The organism is Oceanobacillus massiliensis str. N'diop, assembly GCF_000285495.1.
In the GTDB taxonomy this organism is placed as follows: domain Bacteria; phylum Bacillota; class Bacilli; order Bacillales; family Amphibacillaceae; genus Oceanobacillus; species Oceanobacillus massiliensis.
This window is the reverse complement of the sequence record NZ_HE610980.1, coordinates 125132-148964: the sequence shown is the minus strand read 5'-3', so window position 1 is coordinate 148964 and position 23833 is coordinate 125132. Positions and strand designations below refer to the sequence as shown.

24 protein-coding genes are annotated in these 23833 nt (G+C 41.4%); 13 read left to right on the top strand and 11 right to left on the bottom strand.

The window, feature by feature from the left end; genetic code table 11:
• Positions 1-53 precede the first annotated feature (53 nt).
• From OMHG_RS15905 to OMHG_RS15890, 4 genes are all read left to right on the top strand, one after another.
• Complete coding sequence (locus OMHG_RS15905) at positions 54-3761, top strand: 5'-nucleotidase C-terminal domain-containing protein (RefSeq protein ID WP_010651887.1); 3708 nt, start codon at positions 54-56, stop codon at positions 3759-3761.
• 141 nt (positions 3762-3902) lie between these two features.
• The gene (locus tag OMHG_RS15900; RefSeq protein ID WP_010651886.1) at positions 3903-4181 is read left to right on the top strand and encodes a YhdT family protein; all 279 of its coding nucleotides are present in this window, start codon (positions 3903-3905) and stop codon (positions 4179-4181) included.
• Between the two features lie 6 nt (positions 4182-4187).
• Complete coding sequence (gene panF / locus OMHG_RS15895) at positions 4188-5627, top strand: sodium/pantothenate symporter (protein ID WP_010651885.1); 1440 nt, start codon at positions 4188-4190, stop codon at positions 5625-5627.
• A gap of 157 nt (positions 5628-5784) precedes the next feature.
• Positions 5785-6657, top strand: a complete 873-nt coding sequence (locus OMHG_RS15890; RefSeq protein WP_010651884.1) for a DUF4097 family beta strand repeat-containing protein — start codon at positions 5785-5787, stop codon at positions 6655-6657.
• Positions 6658-6719: 62 nt separating this feature from the next.
• Here OMHG_RS15890 and OMHG_RS15885 read toward each other — a convergent pair whose 3' ends face one another.
• From OMHG_RS15885 to OMHG_RS15850, 9 genes are all read right to left on the bottom strand, one after another.
• Positions 6720-8702: an acetoacetate--CoA ligase gene (locus OMHG_RS15885; RefSeq protein WP_010651883.1), complete on the bottom strand. Its 1983-nt coding sequence runs from the start codon at positions 8700-8702 to the stop codon at positions 6720-6722.
• Between the two features lie 240 nt (positions 8703-8942).
• Positions 8943-10073: a conserved virulence factor C family protein gene (locus OMHG_RS15880; RefSeq protein ID WP_010651882.1), complete on the bottom strand. Its 1131-nt coding sequence runs from the start codon at positions 10071-10073 to the stop codon at positions 8943-8945.
• Positions 10074-10087: 14 nt separating this feature from the next.
• Complete coding sequence (locus OMHG_RS15875; protein ID WP_010651881.1) at positions 10088-10621, bottom strand: type 1 glutamine amidotransferase domain-containing protein; 534 nt, start codon at positions 10619-10621, stop codon at positions 10088-10090.
• A 113-nt stretch (positions 10622-10734) separates the two neighbouring features.
• Positions 10735-10980, bottom strand: coding sequence for a hypothetical protein (locus tag OMHG_RS15870; protein WP_010651880.1), 246 nt, complete (start codon positions 10978-10980; stop codon positions 10735-10737).
• Between the two features lie 102 nt (positions 10981-11082).
• A complete protein-coding gene (locus OMHG_RS15865; RefSeq protein WP_010651879.1) occupies positions 11083-11622 on the bottom strand; it encodes a phosphoribosyltransferase family protein in 540 nt (179 codons plus the stop codon).
• Between the two features lie 61 nt (positions 11623-11683).
• On the bottom strand, positions 11684-12127 hold the full coding sequence (locus OMHG_RS15860) for a YueI family protein (RefSeq protein WP_010651878.1): 444 nt from the start codon (positions 12125-12127) through the stop codon (positions 11684-11686).
• Between the two features lie 160 nt (positions 12128-12287).
• Complete coding sequence (locus tag OMHG_RS18075) at positions 12288-12458, bottom strand: YfhD family protein (RefSeq protein ID WP_010651877.1); 171 nt, start codon at positions 12456-12458, stop codon at positions 12288-12290.
• Positions 12459-12530: 72 nt separating this feature from the next.
• Positions 12531-13325 carry a TIGR00266 family protein gene (locus tag OMHG_RS15855; RefSeq protein WP_010651876.1) on the bottom strand — a complete coding sequence of 265 codons (795 nt, stop codon included), beginning with the start codon at positions 13323-13325 and terminating at the stop codon, positions 12531-12533.
• A gap of 149 nt (positions 13326-13474) precedes the next feature.
• Positions 13475-14089, bottom strand: a complete 615-nt coding sequence (locus OMHG_RS15850) for a spore coat protein (RefSeq protein WP_010651875.1) — start codon at positions 14087-14089, stop codon at positions 13475-13477.
• Between the two features lie 159 nt (positions 14090-14248).
• On the opposite strand from OMHG_RS15850, the gene OMHG_RS15845 reads away from it, so the two are divergent.
• The 6 genes from OMHG_RS15845 (at position 14249) to OMHG_RS15820 (ending at position 20382) form a co-directional block, all read left to right on the top strand.
• Positions 14249-14509, top strand: coding sequence for a hypothetical protein (locus OMHG_RS15845; protein WP_010651874.1), 261 nt, complete (start codon positions 14249-14251; stop codon positions 14507-14509).
• Between the two features lies 1 nt (position 14510).
• Positions 14511-15866: a tripartite tricarboxylate transporter permease gene (locus tag OMHG_RS15840; RefSeq protein WP_010651873.1), complete on the top strand. Its 1356-nt coding sequence runs from the start codon at positions 14511-14513 to the stop codon at positions 15864-15866.
• Between the two features lie 74 nt (positions 15867-15940).
• Positions 15941-16888, top strand: coding sequence for an MBL fold metallo-hydrolase (locus OMHG_RS15835; RefSeq protein ID WP_010651872.1), 948 nt, complete (start codon positions 15941-15943; stop codon positions 16886-16888).
• Between the two features lie 278 nt (positions 16889-17166).
• Positions 17167-18450 carry an ABC transporter substrate-binding protein gene (locus OMHG_RS15830; protein WP_010651871.1) on the top strand — a complete coding sequence of 428 codons (1284 nt, stop codon included), beginning with the start codon at positions 17167-17169 and terminating at the stop codon, positions 18448-18450.
• A 79-nt stretch (positions 18451-18529) separates the two neighbouring features.
• Entirely contained in the window at positions 18530-19531 is a 1002-nt protein-coding gene (locus tag OMHG_RS15825; RefSeq protein WP_010651870.1) for a carbohydrate ABC transporter permease, read from the top strand.
• Complete coding sequence (locus tag OMHG_RS15820; protein ID WP_010651869.1) at positions 19531-20382, top strand: carbohydrate ABC transporter permease; 852 nt, start codon at positions 19531-19533, stop codon at positions 20380-20382. Before OMHG_RS15825 ends, OMHG_RS15820 begins: the two co-directional genes overlap by 1 nt.
• Before the next feature lie 40 nt (positions 20383-20422).
• Here the strand turns inward: OMHG_RS15820 and OMHG_RS15815 are convergent, their stop codons facing one another.
• Positions 20423-20821, bottom strand: coding sequence for a VOC family protein (locus OMHG_RS15815; RefSeq protein ID WP_044477062.1), 399 nt, complete (start codon positions 20819-20821; stop codon positions 20423-20425).
• Between the two features lie 29 nt (positions 20822-20850).
• The gene (locus OMHG_RS15810; RefSeq protein WP_010651867.1) at positions 20851-21612 is read right to left on the bottom strand and encodes an exodeoxyribonuclease III; all 762 of its coding nucleotides are present in this window, start codon (positions 21610-21612) and stop codon (positions 20851-20853) included.
• Between the two features lie 310 nt (positions 21613-21922).
• On the opposite strand from OMHG_RS15810, the gene OMHG_RS15805 reads away from it, so the two are divergent.
• Genes OMHG_RS15805 through OMHG_RS15795 form a run of 3 tightly spaced genes read left to right on the top strand, consistent with a single transcriptional unit; the run spans position 21923 to position 23825 of the window.
• Complete coding sequence (locus OMHG_RS15805; RefSeq protein ID WP_010651866.1) at positions 21923-22294, top strand: GntR family transcriptional regulator; 372 nt, start codon at positions 21923-21925, stop codon at positions 22292-22294.
• Between the two features lie 11 nt (positions 22295-22305).
• Positions 22306-22995 (top strand): ATP-binding cassette domain-containing protein, encoded by a 690-nt coding sequence (locus tag OMHG_RS15800; protein ID WP_010651865.1) that lies wholly within the window; start codon positions 22306-22308, stop codon positions 22993-22995.
• Positions 22992-23825 (top strand): hypothetical protein, encoded by an 834-nt coding sequence (locus tag OMHG_RS15795; protein ID WP_010651864.1) that lies wholly within the window; start codon positions 22992-22994, stop codon positions 23823-23825. The genes OMHG_RS15800 and OMHG_RS15795 overlap by 4 nt, the downstream gene beginning before the upstream one ends.
• The last annotated feature ends 8 nt before the right edge of the window (positions 23826-23833 follow it).

Genomic DNA, 23833 nt, shown 5'->3' with positions numbered 1-23833 from the left:
CTGTCAACAAAACTCGTAACTAGTATAAATATCATGATAAATGGAGGGTACCAATGAAAATGATGGCTAGTAAAAAGACCGTTAGCATGTTTCTGATTGCAGTCCTGATTTTAATGAATTTTACACCGGCATTAGCTGTCTCGGCTGCTGCCAATAGCAATCAAGAAGCAACAGCAGAGGATTTATTCATTTCTGAATATGTAGAAGGAAGTTCTTATAACAAGGCATTGGAGATTTACAATGGTACGGGAAGTGAGGTGGATCTTGAGGGGTATACTGTAGAGCTATACAGTAATGGTGCTTCCACCGCTAGTCAGACATTGGAACTTTCTGGAACAGTTGAACAAGGAGATGTGCTTGTCCTTGCTCATGGTAGTTCCGCACAGGAAATTCTCGATAAGGCAGATTTCGAAAATAACGCTGTGATTAATTTTAATGGTGATGATGTACTGGCATTGAAAAAGGATGGAGTATTAATCGATGAATTCGGTAATGTTGGCGTGGATGCTGACTTTGCAAAGGACGTAACAATGGTAAGAAAATCGGCTGTTACCGCGCCTTCGGAAGTTTATGACGAAACACAATATGATGAATATGGAAGAGATACATTTGCATACTTGGGTTCACATACAATGGATGGCGTTGAACCAACAGAACCACCAGAGGAACCAGGCGAACCCGATCCTGAAGCTGGAGAGTATTCGATTGAAGAAGCCCGTCAGTTAAATGATGGAACAGCAGTTGAGGTAGAGGGAACTGTAACAACAGATAATGCCGCAATCAGTACTGGCGCCCAGTTTACTACTTACATACAAGATGAAACTGGTGGCATTAATCTCTTTTCCTTTGAGCAAGGTGAATTGCCGGACCTTCATAAAGGGGATAGCGTAAAAGTTGTTGGAACGCTGGACACCTATAACGGGTTGAAAGAAATTATACCAACTTCAATAGAAGTATTGGAGACTGGTTTAGAATTGCCGGAAGCACAGCAAATAACGCTTAAAGATCTGCAAGACCCCGCAATTGCTGAGTCTTTAGAAGGTGAATTGGTTCAAGTTAATGGCTTCATTAACAACATTCCATCTGCTCCTGCTGGCGGTGGTTACAATGTATCGTTAACAGATGCAGATTTTAATGGTACAACACTGCGTATCATGGAGAGTGCACTGGATATCGCTCAATTGGCATCGGGTACATGGTACGATGTTACAGCAATTATAAGTCAATATAATGATTATCAGCTGATTCCTACTGAGCAGTCGGATTTGGAGATTGCGGAGGAACAGCCGGAGCCGCCATCTGCAGCTGGTTATTATGAAACTACGGTTGATAGTATCACAGATGGAGATACTATCCGTATTGAAACCCCTGTATTTGGTGAAACAAGAGTACGTTTCTTGAATATGGACACTGCAGAAACGTATGCAGCGAAGAACGATGATCCAGAGAGACAGGAAATAAACGAGAATCAGCAGCATTATGGTGAATTGGCAAAGTCCTATATGAACGAACTGCTTCAACCTGGTGATGAAATTCTGTTGAAGATTGGTGATGAGCCAACAGATGATTACGGCAGAATTTTGGCCGAGGTTATCCGCGCTGAGGATGAGTTGAATGTAAACTTGGAAATGGTTGCACAGGGTTATGCTTCATCGTATTTTATAGCCCCAATCGATGAAGAGTCGTATCCGCTTTATCAGGAGGCTGTTAAAGATGCAAAGGATGCCGGACTGGTAATTTGGAATCCTGAGAATCCATTATTGGAATTACCATTTGCCTTCCGTGCAAATGATGATCAAAAGGGTTTTCTGCGCTATGTTGGTAACTCTGACACAATGGAATATGTAGAGCCAAATGATTGGATGGACGTTCCCGTTGAGAAACGAATCTTCTTCTCGAGTGCTGAAGAAGCGGAGTCATTCGGATATGTCCCATCCGGTGAAGATGTTCCGGATAATAATATACTAGAATTACAGCTTTTAAGTATGAATGATTTGCATGGTAAGATCGATCAGGAATATATGCTCGATCCGGATGGGGATGGCACTTCTGATATGTATGGCCGCATGGACTATACAGCTTCAGCGATTAAAGAGCGGGAGCAGGATAATGAAAATACATTGCTTGTGCACGCAGGAGACATGATTGGCGGAAGCTCTCCGGTTTCCGGCCTATTGCAGGATGAACCGACAGTGGAAATCATGGAGGAATTAGGTTTTGATGTCGGTACAGTCGGAAATCATGAATTTGATGAAGGATTGCCTGAATTATTACGCATGATTGAAGGCGGTGAACATCCGGAGGGGCTTGGAACAGCAAACTACGATGGAATGAACTTCCCGGTGCTTTGTGCCAACTGTGTCTATGAAGATACTGGTGAAAGATTCCTTGATCCATATACCATTGAAGAGGTAGATGGTGAGAAAATCGGCTTTATTGGCGTAAACACACAGGAAACGGTAAATATGGTCATGCCAGCTTCGTTGGAAAATATTGCTTTTACCGATGAGGCACAGGCAGTAAATGAAGCCGCTGCGGAATTGAAAGAGCAGGGAGTGGAGGCGATTATCGTCCTGGCTCATATGCCGGCATATCAGTCTGGAGAAGAGGCGACTGGGGAGGCGGCAGAACTTGCCAATACGGTTGATGATGCAGTAGATGTTATCTTTGCAGCCCATAATCATGCCGTAAATAACGCTGTAGTCGACAATAAATTAATCGTGCAGGCATCTGAATATGGAAAGGCATTTGCTGATGTTGACCTGGAAATTGACCGTACAACAGGAGACATCGTAAATAAGGAAGCCGAAGTTGTATTCGTCAAACAAGAGGACTATACACCGGAAGAGACGGTTGCAGAAACACTGCAATTTTACGCTGAGCAAATTGCACCCATCATCAATGAAGTCGTCGGATATAATGCACAGGATTTAGTCGGTGATTATACCAATGACGGAGATCACGGACTAGGAAACTTGATCGCAGATGGAATGAACTGGGCAATGGAAAGTGATTTTGCTATGATGAATGGCGGTGGAATCCGTGATGATCTGCTGGCCGGTGAAGTTACTTGGGGAGACCTCTATAATATCCAGCCGTTTGGCAATACATTAATGATGGTGGAAATTAAAGGAGCAGATCTTTACCCAATCATTAATGAACAGTTGGACCCGTCTTATGGACCGGATTATAGTATTAGTGGATTGCATTATACATGGAACCGAGAATTGAATGAAGTGGTAGATATTACATTCCCGGATGGTACCCCGATTGATGAGGATGCGACATATACGCTGACAGTCAATAACTATATGGGTACTTCTGAAGGATCAATAAATGACCTGGGTCAAAATCCGGTTATGGGACCGGCAGATATTGATGCAACAGTTGATTTTGTCCAAAGCCTGAACAGTACAGAATCGAATCCAATTGTCTATGGCCCAGAGGGAAGGATTTCGGAGACGGAGGAAGTTCCTGGGGAGGATGAGGAAGAAGAACCGAAACTAGTCGAAATAGAGCCAAAGAAAAATAATGGAACTGCAACTGTTTATACAGCAGACTTGGAGGCAGTAGAAGCAGGGTCGCATGTTTCGATTAACATTTACAATAAGAAAAAACCAAGAGCATTATTGCTTAATAAAAAGCAGGTAGATATCTTGAAAGACAAAGAAGTAACATTAACCGTGACAAATGGAGAGGATGCAGTAACATTTGAAATGGCGGATGTGCAGAGTAAGGTATTGAAAGTTAATCTGAAGTAGGTTCTATTGAAAGAGGGTTCGGCCGATATAAAGGTCGAACCCTCTTTTTTATATACTTGTTTACATTTATAACCGCTTTCCATTATATTGGAACTAGTAATCTTTTAATCCATGCAGTTGTGAAATTAGGAGGTATTTAGGATGGATAAGCCCCATATTAATCATGAGGATAAACGATTTAAAATAGCCGGTAAAGAAGCGCTGATAGGGGTTGGGTTAGTTCTTTTTAATTTTATCTGGTGGTTTGGATTTGCCTATGGATTAGGTAGTAAGGATCCCTCTGAATATAACTATATACTAGGGTTTCCGGCATGGTTCTTTTATAGTTGTATCCTTGGATTTATCGTAATGGTTATCCTGATATGGATTGTATTAAAGTTATTCTTTACAGATCTACCATTAGAAGATGAGGAGATATAAAAAGATATGAATTGGCAGGCGATATTACCATTAGTATTATTTTTAATCATTATTTTTGCAGTTGGAATCTGGGCGGGAAAATTCGTTAAGAACACAGATTCATTTTTACAGGAATATTTCCTTGGGGGAAGGAGTCTTGGCGGGTTTGTACTTGCGATGACAATGGTAACTACCTATGGGAGTGCCAGCAGTTTCCTGAGCGGGCCTGGTACTGCGTATAATCAAGGTCTTGGCTGGGTATTGTTATCGATGACCCAATTGGCCACAGGCTATTTTGTATTAATGATATTAGGAAAGAAATTCGCTATCGTGACGCGAAAATATAAAGCGGTTACGATTGTCGATTTCTTGAAAGAGCGTTATCAATCAAAATGGGTTGTACTCTTATCAGCTATCAGTATATTAATCTTTCTCTTTTCAGCAATGTCGGCACAATGGATCGGTGGAGGCCGTTTGGTTCAATCACTGACAGGGATATCCTATATAGCTTCTTTATTTATTTTTTCTATTTCGGTTCTTGTATATGTCGTAATTGGCGGATTCAGGGCTGTTGCCTTAACGGACACACTTCAAGGTATCGTAATGGTATTAGGTACGCTAATATTATTGATTGCAGTGATTATTGCCGGCGGTGGGATTCCGGCGATTATGACGGATCTTGCAGCGGAGAATCCCAATCTGATTACCCCCTTTGGGGCAGCCGGAGATTTGTCCATATCGTATGTATCATCATCTTGGGTATTGGTTGGTGTTGGAGCAGTTGCACTGCCGCAAATCGCTGTACGGGCCATGTCCTATAAAAACTCCAAATCGATGCATCGAGGAATCATTGTAAGTACGGTTGTGGTCGGTTTTATTATGCTGAATATGCATTTAATCGGAGTCTTGGGCCGTCCGGTCCTGCCAGGTGTAGAAGTTGGAGATACTGTGATGCCGCTTCTTGCCCAGCATGTGCTGCCAAGCTGGCTTGCGGGGATCATACTGGCTGCACCAATGGCCGCTATCATGACAACGGTGAATTCTCTGCTATTGCTGGTGAGTTCAACAATTGTAAAGGATATTTATTTGAATTATATAGAGCCCCATGCTGCAGATGCAAAGGTAAAGGGGTTGAGTATGGGAATTACAGGAGTGCTGGGTGTTATTGTCATTGTCATGAGCCTAAATCCACCAGACTTGATTATCTGGCTGAACTTATTTTCCATGGGAGGACTTGAGGCAGCATTTATCTGGCCAATCGTTATGGGTCTCTATTGGAAACGGGGAAACAAGTATGGAGCAATTGCTTCCATGATTACAGGCGTGGTAAGCTATATCGTGTTTGAATCATTCTATCCGCAGCCGTTCGGATTCCATTCCGTTGTGACAGCAATTGTCTTGGCATTCATTGCCTATATATTCTTTAGTCTAATGAATCAAAAGAATAGCCTTGCTGAAGAGGTATAGTTATGTGAAGGAATCATTTCATTCGAGGTGATTCCTTTTTATTTATCCCTTATCCGACTTAAGGCCGATAGGAATTCATTCTGCAGGCAGTTCTCTCAATTTTGTCAATCGCGTAAAATTAAGATATAAAGAATTCAAAGAAATGGGGCATGTTACATTGAAAATTCTTAATCTCCAGCTTGGTCGGAAAAGGCAGAAACTTCTTCAAACAGAAAGCTTTCCTATTGAAGAAGTGGAAAACATTGATATCTTTTCCTCCAGTACAGATATTGAAATCCAAATTCATGATAAGCCAATGGTAAGTGTCGTTTTATACACCTATCAGGGTGGCCCTATATTAAAAACGGAATCTGGAAATGGTGTCCTTCAGCTGAAGGCAAAGCAACTGGAAACATCCGAACGCTCTATATTCTCCTATTCATCAGGTACAAAATTAGTTGTGACGGCTCCTGAAGCGGCTGTCAGGAACTGGGATATACGCACTGGGTCGGGTGATATCGATACAGCTGGTCTTCAGTTTGCATGTATCGCGATTAGAGTGCGGTCGGGGGATGTAACAGGAAGGGATTTGAAGGGTGAAACAATGAAGATCTTAACCGGTTCAGGAGATATTGAAATGAAACATGTTAACGCAGGTACTCTATCCTTTCATGCCTCATCAGGAGATATCGATCTTAATTATATCAAGGCTCTGTCGATCGAGGCCAAGACCTCATCGGGAGATATTGATCTGGATGAGTATACAGGAGATTTTAGTGCAATTTCTGGATCTGGCTCCATGAAAATTTCCAAAGCAATGAATGGATCAGTCGATCTAAAGACCGGAAGCGGCGATATGAAAATCGCAGTAGATCAACAATGGGGAAGCGCAGCAGTAATGATGAATACAAGGTCAGGGAAAATTGCAGCCAATTTGCCAATCGAGATAACACAGCAGGTCAAAAATAAAACGATAGGTACAATTGGTGCAGGAGAGGGGACCATTCATGCCCAATCCGGCTCTGGGGATATTATGCTATATAGTAAGTGAAACAAAAACTAGCTCCTTCTTTCTTGAGAAGAGAGGTAGTTTTTGTTTTACTATATGGAAAATTATCCATTCTGATTAGCCTTTGAGAATGCTACAAAGTAATCCAAGGCTCTTTTATTGCTGAGAGATCCTATGTTTACGACTTTTTCTGCGTCCATTCCCATCAGTATCTTTTTAATCGGTACTTCCAGCTTTTTCCCATTCAGTGTTTTTGGCAGTTCCTTAACCTCGTGAATGGCAGTCGGTACGTGACGGGGAGAACACTGGGTACGGATTTGTTTCTTGATGGACCCGGCAATTTCTTCTGTTAACGTCACGCCCTCTTTCATGACAACAAATAAAGGTGTGCGGGATTGGCCGCCTTCATCAGGGATATCAACAATCAAGCTGTCTTCCACTTCATTCACCCGATCGACTGCGCGATAGATTTCGCTTGTGCCGATGCGGATTCCGCCACGATTTATTGTTGCATCTGAACGTCCATAGATAACAGCTGTATTCCGTTCCGTTATTTTTAAGTAATCCCCGTGGCACCAAATACCAGGAAAAGTATCGAAATAGCTTTCCTGCAGGCGGGTGCCATCTTTATCATTCCAAAAAAAGATGGGCATTGTTGGGAAGGGTTCTGTCAGGACAAGCTCCCCAATCTCTCCTATTTCCGGCAGACCTTGATTATTAAAGCTCTCTATCTTTGCCCCAAGTCCCATGCATTGTAATTCACCTGCATAGACTGGCAATATTGGCGATCCAAGGATAAAGGCCGTACAGACATCCGTTCCGCCACTTGCAGATGCAATCCAGATATCTGTTTTTACATGGTTACAGCACCATTGGAATGCCTCTGGAGGAAGTGGCGATCCGGTAGAGCTAATGTTGGTTAAATGTTCCAGGTTGAACTCTCTCCCAGGCTCTATTTGATCCTTCATGCATGCAGTCAAGTAGCTTGCGCTTGTTCCAAAGGAAGTCATCTTCGTCTGTTCTGCAAATTGCCAAAGGAAATTTTTGTCTGGATAAGCAGGGTTTCCGTCATATAAAATAATCGTGCTTCCTGTCAATAAACCGCCTATGAGGAAATTCCACATCATCCATCCGGTCGTTGTATACCAGAAGAATCGGGTATTCTCTCCTAGATCCATATGGAAAGTCAGTGCCTTTAAATGCTCCAGTAAAATCCCGCCTTGGCTTTGGACGATTGGTTTCGGTTTGCCGGTTGTGCCTGATGAGTAAAGTACCCAAATTGGATCATTAAAAGGTACGTGTACATAGGTTAACGGTTTCGTATCATCCATTGTTAAGGCATCTGACCAGGATATTGCGTTTTTCAGCCTGCTAAAATCTGCGTGCTGGTTTAAATAAGGGATTGCAATCGTGGCTTTCAGTGTAGGCAGTGCCGATTGAATATCAGAGACAACCTCCAATCGGTCAAAGTTTCTGCCGCCGTAACGATAGCCATCGATCGTAATCATGACCTTTGGCTGAATCTGCTTGAATCGATCAATCACACTTTGTGTGCCGAAGTCCGGAGATGCACTGGACCAGATTGCCCCAAGACTTGCCGTTGCCAGAAAAGCAATGGTTGTTTCGTAGATATTTGGTAGATAGGCAACCACCCTGTCTCCTTTTTCTACCCCCATTTTCAGGAGCGTCTGCTGCATGGCGGATGTGTCTCTATACAATTGACCCCATGTTACCTCGGCTTTGCCCCGGATCTCAGACGCATGAATAATGGCTAATTTCCGCTTATCTCTATTTTTGAATATATGCTCCGTGTAATTGACCGTTGCCTCTGAAAACCATTGTGCTCCTGGCATTTCATGGGAGCTTAAGATAGTTTGATAGGGTTTAGCTGATTTGATTCCAAAGTATTCCCACTGTGATTCCCAGAAGGCTTCTATGTGATCGACAGACCACTGCCATAATGAATGATAGTCTTCAAAGTGAAGGCCTTTTGTATCCCTTAGCCAATCCATAAAAGCGAATATGTTGGTTTGCTTTTTTTGTATCTCATCAGGTTGCCATAATAACGTACCTTCTTTGACCTGCATGACAGTATCCTCCTAAACATATTTGAACTATTGCTACTATTATATGAAAACGGTTTCTTTGTGTAAAGAAAGGATTTTGCAAATACGTTAAAAGAACAGGGTTCGTTTGCTGCTGAAATGCCGACACTTTCTTCTTAAATAAGGATTAAAACAAGAAAGCTGATGGGAGCGACTACTCCAATCAGCTTATGTTCTGAAGCAAGAAAGTATTATAAAAAGCTGGACGGATTCCATTCCGGCTTAGTTCGTTGCCTGGGTCATCTGATGCCAAACGGAGCCTTTGGCTTCTTCGCCGCCTTTAATGCGTTCAAGAGCCAGTTTAATTTGCATGCGAACCTCAAATTCAGGATCATCGGCTGCCGCTTCCAATGCAGGAATGGCAGATTCATCTCCAAGTTCGTATAAAAACATGGCAGCACGCCAACGTACAATCCGGCTGGAATCAGTGAGCGATTTAATCATTTCAGGCATCGCCTCTTTAAAGCCAAGATCGGAAATGCAATCTCCTGCAGTTCTTCTGACATTGACGGCCTTGTCACCTAATGCCTTATAGAGAAGAGGGAGCACTTCAGGTTCTTCAATCATCCCTAGGTAAGCTGTTGCCAGTCTTCTGATGGATGCCTTATCATCATCTAAAGCCTTATCCAGTAATGGCAGGTCTTCGAAAGATGGATCTAATTGATCGAGCGCTGCGTAGCGTGTCTTCCAATCAGGTTGATCCAGTGTTGAAAGAGACATGCTTTTCTTTTCAGCTGGAGCAGACTCTGTCTGATTTTCTGTAAAGGCTTGCTTTACTAATTTACTCAGCCGATCTGAATCATAGCTTGCTGTCAGTTCCTCCACCACTTCAGAACCGATTTCTTCCATGGAACCATAGCGGGGGTGCTGCTCAACCCATTTCCTGTCCATAATGACATTAGGAGAGGAGGGGGAAGCTTCCACTACTGCTTGTGTAAACATTTCCGGGAGGCCGAAACGCTTTTCTTCGGTCCCATCTTCCAATTTGACCTGCATTGGTATTCCTTTAAACATCTGGATCAGTACGTTTACCTCGCCAAAATGTTCTTCCGGTTTCTGGTTAAGTTCAGCCGTGTGGTCTTCCGTTTCCTCTTCCGTTCCCAAAACGGCCCGTACCTTAGGCAAGAGTTCTTCCCAGGGAATCTTTGGGTTGCGTGCCAAGGCAATAAAATCGACGACCCTGTAAAGGTTTTTAACTCCTTCGATTGCAAACAGCCGTTTTACATACTCTGGTGCACTCTCGAGATTATCTTTCTCATTGTAATTATAATTCTCACCGGAAGGCAAAACCTCATTTACGTTGATTTTCATAGAATGGGGACTTGGCGTTGGTTCTATCGATACAATTTTCATCCTCTTAACCTCCCTTATTTGCTTTCCTGATTGGCTAGCCTGTCAGTGAAAGCCTTCATATAAGGAGGGAGGTCAGGTGGGCGACGGCTGGAGATGATATGGCCATCCGTTACAACAGCCTCATTCAGCCATTCTGCACCGGCATTTGCCATATCGTCTTTTATTCCAGGTGTGCTTGTCACCTTTTTCCCTTGCAGGATATCTGCAGATATTAGCACCCAGCCTGCATGGCAGATTTGTCCGATCGGTTTCTTAGCTTCATCCATTTCACGGACAAATTGCAATACTTCCGGGTATCTTCTTAATTTATCGGGTGCCCATCCGCCAGGGACAAGAATGGCATCATAATCTTTTGAGTTAATTTCAGAAAATGCATATGCCGATTCGGCAGGCACCCCGTATTTACCGATATAAGTCTTGTTTGCCTCATGGCCAACTAAATCAACTTGTGCGCCTTCTTCCTGAAGACGTAAGATTGGATACCATAGCTCCAGATCTTCGAAGTCATTTTCTACAAGTGCCATAACCTTTTTATCATTCAGTCTCATGAAGATCCCTCCATCATTTGTATTATCTACAGTGTAACAGAGGGACACAAGGAATTCGATTAAGACGAATGCCTGGTAAAAAGTTCCGGTCTTGTGTTGCTTGGTGGAGTCTTTTAACCATTGTATTCGGCGAATTTGATAAAGGTATTCTCATCTTCTACAAGACCACAGGAAGCACATTGAATCTTATATGACGGGCCTTTATAAGTTTGATGGAAGACTTCAACGTTCTCGCTAGTGTATTCGTTGATTACCTCGCCTGTCCGGGAATCCATCTTTACTGGTTTTGCAACTTGCTCAATGATATTGAATCTGGAACAGTTTGTCTTGCAATTGGGACAACAATAGGGTTGACTCATAGAAACACCTCCAAGCTTAGTATTCCATTAATATAGCCGATTATTAACGTTTTTATAGCCAAAAAAACCCTGCAGGCGCAGGAGCCATACAGGGTGAAATGATTAATATGTAAAAAGGGGAAGTTTCTCTAAAAAAATAATGTCTTCCCGGCTGGCAGCATTGCCTTCAGCAAGGATGGCTGCTTTGGCAACAACCTGACCGCCAGCTTTTTCCACTAACTCTTCCAATGCGTTTAAGGACTCTCCTGTACTGATTACATCATCAATCAATGCAACCCGCTTATCCTTAATAAAGTTTATATCTTTCCTATCTAAGCAAAGTGTCTGTTTCTGTTGGGTAGTAATGGATTGCACTTCATGAACGAGTGGATCCATCATATACGGCTTGATGCTCTTTCTTGCTACAATATAATTTTTCATATCCAATTGCCTGGAAACTTCATGAGCAAGGGGGATGCCTTTTGCTTCTGCTGTTACAATAATATCTACTGCAGGTAATTTGGCAGCAATTAATGGAGAGGCTGCGGTCACTAATTCTGTATCCCCTAAGACAACAAAGCTCGCTATTTTAAGGTTGTCGGCAATGGAGATAAGCGGCAGTTCCCGTGTTATGCCAGCCACATTCAGTTGATAGGTTTTCAAACGATACACACTCCCATTGATTAGAATAATGTTCCATTTCTGTATTTTTTAAGGAAGAAAGTTATGACCCGAACCATTTTTTAACCTTATCTATAAATGTTTTTTTCTCTATCGTTTCGTTTTCCTCGTTTAATTGTTCTTCATCGATATATATATTTTCTTTATCAATCGCATAGTCATAGGTGAGGACAGCACCAATGTCAGTATCTTTTTCGTTGTTGGTGATGGCTGTATACGGGATGTTATATTTTGCTGCTAACGATTTTTCCTCTTTAAGAAAACGATAGGGCACATGTCCGTTAATAAGCAGCTTCGCTTCAGGATTTTCTTTAATTGCTTGTTCCAGCTTTTTGATGCCGGAATCGGACATGACTTGCCCAACAGTAAGTGCAAGAACAATCCTCTCTCTTAGTGTGCCAAGAAATTGGATACGTTCGTTCTCCTTTGGCAGCCGTGTACCGTATAATCCCTCCGTTAGAAAATCATCAACATTTTTCTTGGTCATCTAGGATTCACCTCGCTTTAGGTTATCTTCAATGTACAACAATCTAAATGAATATACCAATAAAAATATGCCTGTAGCATCAAAGGTGCGTTCCGATAAAATGAGTTAACAAACAATAAAAACGATTCATCCGTATGAATGAATCGCTTTAATAATAGTGTTATTTTTCATGTGCCCGCTTATCTGCGGCCCTGCTTCTGGCCTGTGCCTCTTTGTCTTCAGCATCCGCAAATTCCTCTGAAAACTCGATATCAATTCCATCGCTCTTTTGGTTTTTTGGCGTTTGTGCCAGAAAATTGTTCTTCTTATGATGATGCTCATCTCTGCCCATGTTTTTCACCTCGTTTAAAAGTGTTACAAGGATTAGTATGTACAGATCGTAAGCATTATTGCATGTAAATTATTATTTCCGGTCTCCGCCCAGTAAATCGAATAATCCTCCAGCTACACTTCCTTCACCTTTGGAACCACCTCGCTCCGGCGCAGCAGCAAATATCCGGCTTGCCAGTCTGCTGAATGGGAGAGATTGGATCCATACTGTACCTGGTCCGCGCAAGGTTGCGAAGAAAAGCCCTTCTCCGCCAAATAGAGCCGTTTTGACTCCTCCAATATATTCGATATTGTAATCGACAGAAGCTGTCATTGCGACCAAACAACCCGTATCCACTTTTAGCACTTCACCTGGTTCCAAAACTTTTTTTTGCATGGTCCCACCTGCATGAATAAAGGCCATTCCATCTCCTTCCAGCTTTTGCATGATGAACCCTTCGCCGCCAAAAAATCCGGTTCCGATTTTTTTCTGGAATTCGATTCCGACAGCTACTCCTTTTGCAGCAGCAAGGAAAGCATCTTTCTGACAAATCAGCTTCCCGTTAATTTCGCTTAAATCCATCGGAATTATTTTGCCTGGATAGGGAGAGGCAAAAGAAACATGTTTTTTGCCTGATCCCTCATTCGTGAAGGTAGTCATAAACAGACTTTCCCCTGTTATGACTCGTTTTCCGGCGCCGATTAATTTCCCCATCAATCCGCTTTGATTGTCTGTGCCGTCCCCGAAGATTGTTTGCATACGAATTTGATCGTCCATCATCATCAGGCTTCCCGCTTCGGCAATAACGGTTTCCTGGGGATCGAGTTCTACCTCTACAAATTGCATGTCATCCCCATACAGTTTGAAATCAATTTCATGATTATTCATTCAACAACATCCCTTCCTGTTTCATAATCTTAATACGTTGGATATTTCCATAAGGTTTCATATACTGAGCTAGTCCAGCATGAAAAAGGACGCTTGAGTGACTTAAGCGAATATGAAAAAAGGGCTCTCATATGAGAGCCCTTCATTGACTAGTGGGGCATGGTATTTTGAACATGCGAAAAGCTGTTCATATAAATTTGCATATCCTCTTCCTTTAATTGTGGAACCTGATAATACTGGTGTTTATTTTGATATAGAAATACTTCATAGGCCATTTCAATGATGTTCGGGACACTATCTGCAAACACTCTTCTCATAACTGGGTTGGTCATTTCCAATGCAGACATCGTAAATATGGAGGCAGATGATTTTAAATTGCCCATCATAAACTTGGAAATACATTGATCATTCAGTTCAGAAGAAGATTGGACCGGTACCTTTGGCTGAGTTGGCTTCATGCCGTAAAGTACGTTATTGCTTTCCGGCATATTGTAGGTTTGTGTTTTAATGTTAGGCTCTTGACCTGTTTGTAACACCGAAACAATGGTGTTATAGGTTTGGGTCAGATATGTCTTCTGTTTCTGGAGTATTGCTTTTAATTCAGGATCCTGAATATGCTGCTCATAAAGTAATGACTGTTCCAGACAGCCTGCAAGACCTGAAATCGCTTCGTGAGCATCAAACATCTCATGACCGCCGTGACTTACGGAAGCGGGTATTTGTGAAGAACCTTGCAGATTATGGTTTTGCTGTTGGTTATGCAATGGGATAGCCTCCTTATAATGGGTCAACGATATTTTTTGCAAAAACCAATAAGTTATTCGTTAGAAAAGGACAACTTTGTTTCCGTTTTGCTCTTCATATTAAAAAACGTTATAATTTTACCGTTGTTTATTTGATGAATTATAGCGAGGAGTCATGTCATGACAGATAAAAAAACAGAGAAGAGACTTGTGAAACAAGCTAATAATATTGAAGTATGGGAAGACGTTATCAATATTAAGGATTTACTGCTTAGTTTGTTCATTTGCACAGCAACAACAATGGGAGGATATTTGATTGCTCCAGATGAACCGCAAAAACCGCTTTTATATGGCCTGGTTGGGGTTATCGTCGGTTTTATAATCAGCAGTATTATTATAAAACCGAAACGTACGCTTAGATTTGAGGATGAGGAGAAATAAGATGGATATTTCATTGATTTTGGAATTGATAACAGTTTCTGTATTTGGAGCGGTATTATATACCATTATTGGTATTGCACCCGGGACGGATGAAACAGCAGTATTAATGCCGGTCACACTGATTTTGGTATTATCCGGTATGCAGCCCATATCGGTACTGGCATTTTTTATATCGGCCATTGTTGCCAAAAAACTGACGGATTCGATACCGGTTGCAATAGCTGGTATACCGGGTGGTGTGCTATCTGCGCCGATGGTTGAACATGCCATGGTACTTAAGAATAAGGGCCTGCCTGATGTAAGTATTCGGAAAATGGCATCAGGGTCTGTAATAGGGACGATTGTTGCAGTGCCATTTAGTTTAATTCTTGCTAACTTACTTGCCCCTTTTGGAGATACCATAGCCCAATATTCCAGTCAGATATTTTTTGGCGGTGCCATTTTCCTGGCCCTGATGACAAAAAATAAGTGGCTTTCATTAATCTCAATTGTGCCGTTTGCCCTGCTTATTCAGGGATTGCGCCATTTATATTGGGGAATCGGGGCTGTTCCGGAAGATATTACTGTGTTTACGTCCTTTTTCCTTGGGATTACGATAGGGCCAATTATTTTGAAACTGCTCGAATTGCTGAATGGTGAAATCCGCAGCAATCTTCCGTCAAAAACAACCAATGATATTGTGTTGAAGCGGCAAAAACCAGTGAAAGGATTTCCAAATCCCTTTAAGATTCTGGATAAAAAGGAGGTTGGCTCATCTGCATTCGCATCTGGACTTGGAGTAATCACTTTCTTTATGAGTCCTGCCGGTATGACGATATTTCTCGGTGAAGTTCTATCCAGCAGAATAAAAGATCCTATTAAAAAGGCAACAAGGGCGATTTCCAGTATGGATGGTGTTACCAATGCCACCTATATTGCCGGCACGTTAATTCCTTTAATCGCTATCGGTGCACCATTGTCCCCAACAGCTTTAGGACCTGCAATGGCGTTATTCAATGCCCCGCCAGTATTCACAAAGGATCATAACCTGCATCATATTCTTTCGATGAGTGATTTTGTGATTGCAACTGTCATTGGAGCAATCATCGCGATTACGCTGACATTTTTTGTGACTGTCAAATACTCTCAGCAGATTTGTTCCTTTGTATTTAGGTATATCCCGCACGAAGCGTTGCTTGGAGTATTTCTGGCGCTAGTGATAATGCTTGCCTATATGGATGCTGGTTTAATTAATATTGGCGGCGTGCTGCTGATTGGCTTGGTTGCTGGTGTTTTACATAGATGGGGAGTCAATTATGGCGTGCAATTTATGGTTTTATATGCAGCGCCATGGATTATAAGTAAGCTTGTTATGTAGGTGGAACCATAATCAGAAATTTTAAAATATGATATAATTGAAAATAAGTGAAGTGATAATAAGGGGGTTAAGCAATGCGTGAGAAAGATCCTATTCGATTGGATAACCGTATTCATTTGATTGATGGGTTTGATCTTGATGTGTCTCATCGTACGGGAACATATGTGATTAATGAAGAGCAATTGACGCTTGTAGAGACGGGACCGAGTCCATCTGTGAAATATATTAAAAGTGGACTGGCTGCTCTGGGACATTCCTTGGATGAAGTAAGGTACATTATTGTAACGCATATTCATCTGGACCACAGTGGTGGAGCGGGATTATTACTGAAGGATTGTCCAAATGCGACAATTGTTGTTCATTCAAGAGGGAAAAGACATTTGGCTGACCCAAAAAAGCTTGCCTCTGGTGCGAGAGCCATTTATGGTGAAAGCTTCTCTGAGCTGTTTGACCCAATCATTCCGGTCCCGGAAGATCGGATTGTGGTTAAAGGGGAAGGGGATACACTGCAAATCGGCCCAGAATGCACGCTGGAATTCTGGGATACCCCGGGACATGCAAAGCATCATTTAAGTATCTTTGATCCGATTAGTAATGGATTGTTTACAGGAGATACGGTTGGTGTCCGTTATCAGCAGCTGCAGCAGAATGGTATCGATTTCTTTTTACCTTCTACATCACCGAATCACTTCAATCCGAACGAAATGGAAGCTTCTATCAAACGAATACGGGAAAAGGACCTTGATCGGATCTATTATGGACATTTTGGGATGACAGAGAACACGGAAGAAGCTTTGAATCAAGTGTCCAAGTGGCTTGATGTATATATGGATGTTGGGGAACAGGCTGTTCTTGAAGGACGCGGATATGACACAATTTCCCAGCGTTTGCTGGAAAGGATCAGACAGCACCTCCGCGAGAAGGGAATAGAAGATGAACATGAAGTATATATTCTCATCAACCTTGATTTGCAAGTAGGCTCACTAGGGATTATTGACTATTTTAAAAAATTAAAGCAGTAAGTTTGGTTATCTTCTTAAACAGAAGTCTTGAACATATGAGAGATTTGCCCGGTATATTTCTGGCAAATCTCTTTTTCTATGCCATTTTGCAAAGCTAGTCGTTTGGAAAGCTTACAGAAAAAAGCATGAACCATAAAAAATAATTATATTGCCCGAAGGAAAAATATCGGGTTTTTTTTACCATCTTCTCCTCTTTCGCGTTTTAAAAAAGAAGGAAGGGGTACTTATTCATTAGATAATGGAAAATTCTAATAAGGAATTAAGAAGGAGTGTGTAAAATGTACAAAAAGTGGACCCTTTATCTGTGTGCTCTTTTACTGATAGTGATGAGTGCCTGTTCCAACGAAAAACAGGCTAGCGAGGCAAATGGCAAAATTGAATTGGATTTTTGGACTTTTTGGGGATCTGAAACAAGAAGACCGATTGTTGAAAAGATGATTGATGATTTTAATAACTCCCAGGATGAAATCGTCGTGAAGCATACATATGTACCATGGGGAGATATTTGGACGAAGAATCTGGCAGCAGTCGCTGCAGGCAACCCGCCAGATGTTATCGTTAATGATATTCGTTCTGTCGCTCTCCGTGCAGATAATAATCAGGTGGAAGACTTGAGTGGACTGATGAGTAAAGGACTGGAAGATAAATTCGTTCCTAAGCTATGGGATACGGTAGAGCATGAGGACAAGCCCTATGCCGTACCATTCAATACAGATACCAGGCTGCTATTCTATAACAAGGATGCATTCCGAGAGGCCGGGCTTGATCCTGAACAGCCGCCAGCAACATGGGCTGAGCTTAAAGAATATGCAGAGAAGCTTAATGTAAAAAATGGAGATAACTATGAGCAAGTAGGATTTTATCCTGGCTGGGGGAATTATGGACCACCATCCTGGATGATTAATGCAGATGATAACGTCGATTTTATAGAAGATGGCGAAGTAAAAATAAATACCCCGGCCAAACAGGAAGCATTAGAGTGGATCACTGATTTCAAAAAGGAATTGGGTGAAGAAACCGTACAGAATATGTCAGCTGAATTCGGAAGTGAGCAGCAAAATCCGTTTATTAATGGCAAGGTTGCAATGTGGATAGAACCAGGCACTTTTTTCACCCAGTTAGATCAATTCGCAGGTGATATGGACTATGGAGCAGCATTGATTCCTTCGTATACAGAGGAAACTGGTAACTGGAGTTCAGGAGGAGGCTTTGTCCTGGAGATTCCTAAAGGTGCAAAGAATCCGGAAGCTTCGATGGAATTTATAGAATATATGACAGATGTAGAAGCCCAGACCTATTGGGCAGAGAATAACTTTGATAATGTAGCGAATATCGAAGCAAGTGAAAAGGCATTGGAAAATCTAGATGGAAAAGCGAAAGAAGTATATCAGAAAACCTTGGAAAGTATGGAGCAGACATCGTTCAGCACGGTTTCTCTATCCTATCCGGACTACGAAAGCCTTCTGAATCCATATATAGATGAGGTTATGGAAGGTAACATGACTGCAAAAGAAGCCTTGGAAAAAGCGCAGAAAGACGTAGAAGCTTCAAAACGAAAATAATGATTATCATGGGTTGAGCCCCCATTCGTTAGTTTGCAATGGGGGATCCTACATTTTAAGAGGTTGGGAGGGTGATAAAATGGAAAATTTACGGAAGGAAGAGAAGCTGAATCATCATCCTGCCCCATTGAGGAAAATCGAGACACCGAAAGTTCAGCAAGAACCTGTCAAAAAAAGGAAAATAAGCAGATTGGCAGTCAGGGAAAATATCTGGGGTTATATTTTCATTGCGCCCTGGATTATTGGATTGCTTGGACTCACCTTAGGTCCGTTATTGTTTTCTTTGATTACAAGCTTTACCGATTATAACATTACATCTCAAATGAATTTTATTGGACTGGATAACTACATAAAAATGTTTACAGCAGATCCGCTTTTTTGGACATCCCTGTATAATACTGCCTACTTTGTTCTATTTTCCGTTCCTCTAACGACTGTTGGCGGCATCCTTGTAGCTTTATTATTAAGCCAGAAGATCAGAGGCATCAAATATTTCAGAACGATTATTTACTTGCCGGCCATTTTATCAGGGGTGGCTATTTACTTTCTGTGGATGCAATTGCTGAGCCCATCCACTGGACTGGTGAATACGGCCCTGGCTATGTTCGGTGTGGATGGTCCTGCCTGGCTATTTGACCCGGAATGGACAAAACCTGCCTTGATCATGATGAAACTTTGGGGTCTTGGTGGAGGAATGCTTCTGTACTTAGCCATCATGCAAAATGTACCGGGAGAACTGTATGAGGCGGCAGAACTCGATGGTGCTGGTGGATTCCGGAAATTTATCCATATCACACTGCCAATGATCACGCCAATCATCTTTTTTGATGTGGTTACCTCTACAATAGGTGCATTCCAAATTTTCCAAGAGGCATATGTCATGACAGAAAATGGAGATGGTGGACCGTCGAGCTCGTTATTATTCTATAATCTGCATATGTGGAATAATGCCTTTGAGGTTTTTGATATGGGTTATGCATCAGCAATGGCATGGACTCTGTTTATAATTGTTATGGTGTTTACATTTATTCATTTCAGAATGAGTAAGCGATGGGTATATTACGAAAGTGGTGATGAGTAATGCAAACCTATGTTGGAAATAAAAAGAAATTGCGAATTAAAAATTTCTTTATTTATATGCTTTTGATTGGGGTAAGCATCGTCATATTGCTGCCAGTTTGGTGGATGATTTCAACCTCATTAAAAAGCCCAGAAGAAATTGCCCAATACCCACCGTCTTTTCTTCCGGAATCATTCCAGTTCAGCAACTATATCGCAGCATGGCAGACCGCTCCCTTTACGAGATGGACTATCAATACGCTATTTATAGCGGGAGTCGTGACGATTGGAAGCGTTCTGGCAAACTCCTTTATTGCCTATGGTTTCGCCATTATCCGTTTTAAGGGGAAGAAACTATTATTCAGTCTGGTGATGGCCACCATGCTGATTCCGGGCTTTGTCACATTGGTGCCCCAGTATATTATTTTTTCTAAAATTGGCTGGGTAAACACCTATTTGCCACTGATTGTCCCTGCATTTTTAGGAAGTGCGTTCTATATCTTTTTGCTGCGCCAGTTTATCCGCACCATACCGCGGGCAATGGTGGATGCCGCGAAAATGGATGGGGCCAACCATTTTCAGATTTGGTGGAAAATCATTCTCCCGCTTGTAAAACCAGCCTTGATTACTGTAGCAATCTTTTCGTTTAATGGATCCTGGAACGACCTATTAGGACCATTGCTGTATCTGACAGATGAAAATCTATATACATTGCAGATAGGATTGCAAACATTTAAAGGACAGGTTTCCACACAATGGCATTACTTAATGGCAATGTCAACAACGGTCTTATTGCCGATGATATTACTGTTCTTCTTCTTCCAGAAATACTTTATTGAAGGGAATAATCTATCAGGCGGACAGAAATTTTAATAGCAAAGAATAACAAGAGCCAGGAATATCCTGGCTCTTGTTATTTCTTTGTGTAATTAAGTTCCCATAAGATCCCGTTTTTATCCTTCACAACTGCATGCTTGGCACCCCAGAATGTGTCCTGCAACGTCATTTCTACTTTGCCATCTGCCGATAAGGACGAATAGATTCTATTTATTTCTGCTTCACTTTCAAGTTCTTGAAGCAATAGAATGTTATTCCCTATTATATGGTTCCCTCGAAATACATCAGAGAAATGCAGCACTGAATTTTCACTGATATGCAATTCTGCATGAATATATTTTCCTTCATGCCCTTTAAACATCTCTATTCCATCTGCGAGCTGTACATTTTTGATCTCTCCACCAAAGAGCTTTCGATAGTATTCCACTGCTTCTTTGCAATTTTCAATTGCAATATAGGGGAAAATTTTTTTCAACGAATATACCTCCATCCTTTTATAATCCATTAATCAAGGTCATCCATATCAAGGGCAACCGGACAATGATCGCTTCCCATGACAAGGGAATGGACATCAGAATTCTTTAAGTATGGCACCAATCTCTTGGACACGATAAAATAATCAATCCGCCAGCCGATATTTCTTTCACGAATGGTTTTCATGTAAGACCACCAGGAATAGATACCTTCCTTATCAGGATGAAAATGCCGGAGAGTATCGACAAATCCGGAATCCAATAGACGTGTCATCTTCCCGCGTTCTTGGGCGGTAAATCCGGAATTTCCATGATTTGTTTTATGGTTCTTTAAATCAATCTCCTGATGGGCGACATTTAAATCCCCGCAATAGATGACCGGTTTTTCCTCATCTAATTCTCTTAAGTAGCTGTATAATTCATCTTCCCATTCCAGGCGGTAATCAAGACGCGTTAAATCTCTTTTGGAGTTTGGTGTATAGACATTTACCAAAAAGAATTCATTAAATTCAAGGGTAATAATCCGACCTTCCTCCTGATTATCTTCCTTTCCCAGTCCATATCGAACATGGAGCGGTTTCTTTTTGGTAAAAACGGCAGTTCCGGAATATCCTTTCCTGATAGCATAATTCCAATATTGATGGTATCCGTCCAGTTCCAGGTTGATTTGTCCTTCCTGCAATTTTGACTCTTGAATACAGAAGATATCTGCATCAATCTCATTAAAATAATCCAGAAATCCTTTTTTGACACAAGCACGAATTCCGTTAACATTCCACGATACGAGTTTCATAGATAGTTTATTTCTCCTTCTTTATCTTTCTATTTCCCATTTTATCATAGGAATAACTCAAGGTCTTTGGTGAAATATGGAGTTTGTCGGAGTGTGTTATCTCAGATTTTGTTGAAAATTAATTTCCTGGGAAATATCTTGTCGAATTATATGTTAAAAATAAATATTGACTTTTCAAGTGTATTAACACTATAATACACATAGACCGTATTAAACGTTTAATACACCGGTTTTTGAGGTCGGTGTATTAACCTGTTGATACAGCATAAAAGATGAAGATGCATCTCAGAAAAATATAGGAGCGTGGGCCATGAATGTGAGTTTTAATAAGCGGGAGCCGGTTTATGTGCAGGTAGTTCGGCATTTTAAAGAACAGATTGCTACAGGCAATTTTGAGCCGGGACAGGAAATTCCATCACGCCGGGAACTAGCGAATCAGTTAAAGATAAATCCGAATACGGCACAGCGTGCGTACAAGGAAATGGAGGTAGAGGGCTTGATCTATACCGAAGGAAATAACCCGAGCAGAATTACAAAGGATGAAAAAATTATCGGAACGGTTAGGGAAGAACTTATTATTCAAGCCGTCGATTCTTTTATCGCATCCATTCGTCCAATTGATGTCCCAGTCGAAGAATTAGTAAGTCTAATCAAACGGAAGTATACAGAGAGTGGAAATTAGGGGGGATATATATGATAGAAGTTAAAGACCTAAGCAAAAAGTATGGCAGGAAAAAAGTATTAAACGAGGTCTCCTTCACGGCGGAAAAGGGACAGATAACATGCCTTATCGGTATTAATGGGGTAGGAAAAACCACTATCCTGAATGCAATAATGGCACTTACACCAATTAATGGGGGACAAATTTTAATAGACGGGAAAAAAATCCATAAAGAAACCTATGAAAATATCACTTATATTCCTGATGCCATAACGATGCTTCCGCAAATGAAAATCTCAGATGCAATGCAATTTATGAATGATTTTTATGAACACTGGAACCAGGAACGCGCCGAAGAGATCCTTGAATTCTTTAAATTGAAGGAAACAGAGCGTATATCGGAACTGTCGAAAGGAAATACAGCAAAAGTAAACCTCCTTCTCGGATTGGCGATGGATGCAGATTATATTTTAATGGATGAACCATTTTCCGGAATTGATATATTCAGCCGGGAGCAGATTGCAGATGTGTTTACGAGTCATTTAGTTGAAGACCGCGGAGTTATCATCACAACCCATGAAATTAATGATATCGAGTATCTGATTGATAAAGTCATCCTGCTGGACAATGGTGTGGTATTAAAAGAATTCCTGACAGAGGAAATTCGTGAAAATGAAGGGAAATCTGTAGTGGACGTGATGAGAGAGGTGTATCAAGGATGAGCAGATATCTAAAACTGGTTAATTTTGAGCTGAATCGTTTTATAAAAATCTACATGGTATTGATCGGGATAACCATTGTTTCGCAAATAACTGGAGTTTTCATTAGTGCGAGGAGATACTTGAGCATTGCAAGTGAGAAAACGCAGGGCGGCTCCATGTCCATCGATGAGTTTTTAAATCAGTACGGTTTCATGTCCTTTGCCGATGTCGCAAGATCTTTATGGTTTGAAGGGCCGATTTTTCTTTGTGTCATATCGTTGCTTATATATATGTTTTTTATTTGGTATCGGGACTGGTTCGGCAAGAACACGTTTATCTATCGTCTCTTAATGCTGCCGACCGCCCGAATCAATGTATTCCTAGCGAAAGCAACGACGATTTTCATGCTGGTGCTAGGATTGATCGCCTTGCAGCTGGTGTTGATTCCTATAGAAAACTATCTATACCAATGGATGGTACCTGTTGATTTCAGAACAGACATGCCAGTCCAAGACATTACATCATCACTTCGGAATTTTTATTTTATGTTTCCGCAAAGTTTTACTGAATTCATGATTATCTACGGTATTGGACTGATGGCTGTATGTGTTGTTTTTACCGCTATTTTAATTGAACGCAGCTACCGCTGGAAAGGGATTATAGTTGGAATATTGTATGGTGCTGCAGCACTGCTCCTATTTTTCTTGCCAGTCATTTTACAAGAGACAATACTTTATCAATTTTTCTATCCTATGGAATTGTTTGTATTGCAGCTGGTTACAGGAATCATTGTGTTGACGCTATCGATAGTGGTCAGCCATTTCCTTCTGACCAAGAAAATCAGGATTTGATGAGGAGG